The organism is Archangium sp. (genome assembly GCF_036388035.1).
Lineage (GTDB): Bacteria > Myxococcota > Myxococcia > Myxococcales > Myxococcaceae > Archangium.
Genome location: NZ_DASVSO010000728.1, coordinates 1 through 3,343, shown reverse-complemented (window position 1 = coordinate 3,343; position 3,343 = coordinate 1). Strand labels below are relative to the sequence as shown.

Sequence of the window (3,343 nt, the reverse complement as noted above, 5' to 3'; positions counted from 1 at the left end):
CGGGCCAACGGCATCCCCGTGGCCATCACCTCGCCCCAGGAGCTCCGCTCCGGGGTGCCCACCAGCGGCATCGCCCTGAACCTGGAGAAGCTCCTCCAGGATGGCGCCGCGAGCCTGACGGCCTTCACCCGCGAGCACCTGGGCGACATCGTCACCGTGTCGCGCAACATCATCACGTCGGTGCTGGCCGGCGTGTTCATGATGTTCTTCATGCTGATGGTCGCCGCGTTCTTCTCCATCGACGCGCACGCCATCGTCCACTACCTCACCAGCCTCATCCCCGCCGAGCACTCCGCCGACGCGCGCCTGCTGCTCGAGCGCATCGACCGCGCGCTGTCCGGAGTCGTGCGCGGCCAGGTGACCATCTGCCTGGTGAACGGCGCCCTCACCTTGCTGGGGCTGGTGCTGTTCGGGGTGAAGTTCGCCTTCCTGCTGGCCACCATCGCCACGCTCTTCAGCCTCATCCCCATCTTCGGCACCATCCTCAGCTCGGTGCCCATCGTGCTCATCGCGCTGGCGGACGGCTTCCAGAAGGGCCTGGCCATCCTGCTGTGGATCGTCGGCATCCACGCGCTGGAGGCCTACTTCCTCAACCCGAAGATCATGGGCTCGGCGGCGCGCATCCACCCGGTGCTCGTGGCCTTCAGCCTGATCGCCGGCGAGAAGCTCTTCGGACTGGTGGGCGCCCTCTTCGCGGTGCCCGTGGCCGCCATCGTGGTGGCCTGCTTCGACTACGCCCGCCTCAAGGCGCAGCCGAGGTCCAGCGGGCTCGTGTTCGAGCCCGTCGAGCCGCCCAAGCCGTAGTCCCGGGGCTCAGCCCTGGCAGGCGGCCTCGCAGCGCGAGTCGCGGCAGATGACGAGGCAGCGCCCGCAGTCGAGCCCATTCGCCGGGCACGTGCCGTCACACCGCACGCCGCTGCAGTTGGGTCCGTCCTGGACGTGGGTGGGGTTGGTGCCCTTGCCGCAGCACGCGTTGCCCATGCAGTCCGAGTCCGTGTAGCAGACGCGGTTGGACAGCGGTGCCGGGTTGTCGCTGAAGTCGTCGTCGATCGGACCGCACCCGGCGGCCCATCCGAGCACCGCCCCCAGGGCGAGGGCGACGAGGGAAGCAGAGCGGGTGCGGCGCATAGGTCGACTCCTTAGCGGTTCATCGAGCCGAGGAATTCGGCGTTCGAAGCCGTCGGACGCATGTGCTTGAGCACAAATTCCATCGCGTCGATCGGCGTGAACGGGTGCAGCACCTGACGGAGCGCCGTGACCCGGATGAGGTCCGACTGGTTGAGCAGCAGCTCCTCCTTGCGCGTGCCGGACTTGTTGATGTCCAGCGTCGGAAAGATGCGCTTCTCCATCAGCTTGCGGTCCAGGACGATCTCCGAGTTACCCGTGCCCTTGAACTCCTCGAAGATGACCTCGTCCATGCGGCTGCCGGTGTCGATGAGCGCGGTGCCGATGATGGTGAGCGAGCCACCCTCCTCGATGTTGCGCGCGGCGCCGAAGAAGCGCTTGGGCTTGTGCAGCGCGTTGGCGTCCACACCACCGGAGAGGATCTTGCCCGAGGCCGGCACCACCGTGTTGTAGGCGCGCGCCAGACGGGTGATGGAGTCCAGGAGGATGCACACGTCGTACTTCTGCTCGACGAGGCGCTTGGCCTTGTCGATGACCATCTCGGCCACCTGGACGTGACGCGTGGCGGGCTCGTCGAAGGTGGAGCTCACCACCTCGCCGCGCACGTTGCGCTCCATGTCCGTGACTTCCTCGGGGCGCTCGTCCACGAGCAGCACGATGAGGTAGACGTCCGGGTGGTTCTTCGAGATGGCGTGGGCGATGTTCTGCAGCAGCACCGTCTTACCGGCCTTGGGCGGCGCCACGATGAGGCAGCGCTGGCCCAGGCCGATGGGGCAGAACATGTCGATGATGCGCGTCGTCATCTCCGACCCCTCGTGCTCCAGCTTGAGCTTGCGGGTCGGGTAGAGCGGCGTGAGGTTGTCGAAGAGGATGCGCTCGCGGGCCGCCTCGGACGTCGGGTCCGTGAAGTTGACCTTGTCCACCTTCTGCAGCGCGAAGAAGCGCTCGCCCTCGCGCGGCTGGCGGATGGGGCCCGTCACGGTGTCGCCCGGCCGCAGGTTGAAGCGGCGCACCTGCGAGGGCGACACGTAGATGTCGTCCGGGCTCGGCTGGTAGTCGCTGTCCGAGCTGCGCAGGAAGCCGAAGCCGTCGCTGAGCAGCTCCATCACGCCCTCGGCGTGCACCTCGAACCGCTTGTCCGCGATGCCCGACAGCAGCGCGAAGATGAGGTCCTGCTTCTTCAGGCCCTGGTAGCCCTCGATGTTGAAGTCGTGGGCCATCTTCGCCAGCTCGGTGATCTTCATCCGCTTCAGGTCATTGAGGGTGATGACCTGCATGGCCGTGCCGTCGCGCGTCACCTCGGTGACGACGGGGGCCTCGACCAGCTCGGGAGCGGCGGACTGCGCGGAGGGCTCCTCGTGCGACTCGGCGGCGCGGACCTCCTGGTACTCCTCGTCCCGTACGGGGTGGGAGGGCATGGGCGTGAGCACCGGACGCGGCGTCTCGACGACCTCGGGGGACTCGGAGGCCTCGACCTCGGTGTCCTCTTCCCGGCGGGCGGCCGTCCGGCGACGCGCCGGCTTCTCGGTGTCGTCCCGGTCCGCCGTCTTGGCCCGCGTCGTGCGACGCTTGGGCTTCTCCTCTTCGGAGGGAACGACTTCCAGGACCTTCTCTTTGGGGGAACGCGCTTTGGCCATGATTCAGGGGGGGTTGCTGGCGGGCGCCCGGCAGGGGCGCGCACGGCGAAGACGTGGGAAATGTCCGTGGGGTACGCGAAACGCGAAACACCCTCAGGGGGACACCCGGGCTCCCGTCTCTTGCCGGGACCTCACGAGTGGTGGAACCTTGCACTGGGAAGAGATGGCGCCTGAAGGTGTGACAACAACCCTCATGAGCCGCCGCAAGAGGTTATTGACCACCTCCGGAGCTGTCAAGGCATCCTCGCTGCCTGCCCAGCCAGGCAACCGCCGCCGTTCATTTTTAGTCCAGCCGCCGAGCCTTCACCTGTGAACTCCTCGAAGACCGCCGACGCCACCCGAGCCGAGCAGCTCCGCCGCGAGCTCGCCCACCACAACCACCGCTACTACGTGCTCGACTCGCCGGAGGTCAGTGACGCGGAGTACGACCGGCTCATGCGGGAGCTGCAGGAGCTGGAGGCCCGCCACCCGGACCTCATCACCGTGGACTCGCCGACCCAGCGGGTGGGCGGCGCCGCGGCGGAGAAGTTCGAGAAGGTGGTCCACCGCGCCCCGATGCTCTCGTTGGCCAACGTCTTCAA

The 3,343-nt window shown here is 67.5% G+C and carries 4 protein-coding genes; 2 read left to right on the top strand and 2 right to left on the bottom strand.

What is annotated here, in order from left to right; all coding sequences use genetic code 11:
- Positions 1–804 (top strand): AI-2E family transporter (locus VF697_RS29980; protein ID WP_331100248.1); only part of this gene is annotated, 804 nt, incomplete at its 5' end.
- 9 nt (positions 805–813) lie between these two features.
- Here the strand turns inward: VF697_RS29980 and VF697_RS29975 are convergent.
- Both VF697_RS29975 and rho read right to left on the bottom strand, forming a co-directional pair.
- Positions 814–1,128: a hypothetical protein gene (locus VF697_RS29975; protein WP_331100247.1), complete on the bottom strand. Its 315-nt coding sequence runs from the start codon at positions 1,126–1,128 to the stop codon at positions 814–816.
- 11 nt (positions 1,129–1,139) lie between these two features.
- Positions 1,140–2,762 carry a transcription termination factor Rho gene (rho, locus tag VF697_RS29970; protein WP_331100246.1) on the bottom strand — a complete coding sequence of 541 codons (1,623 nt, stop codon included), beginning with the start codon at positions 2,760–2,762 and terminating at the stop codon, positions 1,140–1,142.
- 309 nt (positions 2,763–3,071) lie between these two features.
- On the opposite strand from rho, the gene VF697_RS29965 reads away from it, so the two are divergent.
- Positions 3,072–3,343, top strand: a 272-nt coding sequence (locus tag VF697_RS29965) for a DNA ligase LigA-related protein (protein WP_414641356.1), incomplete at its 3' end; no start/stop codon positions are given.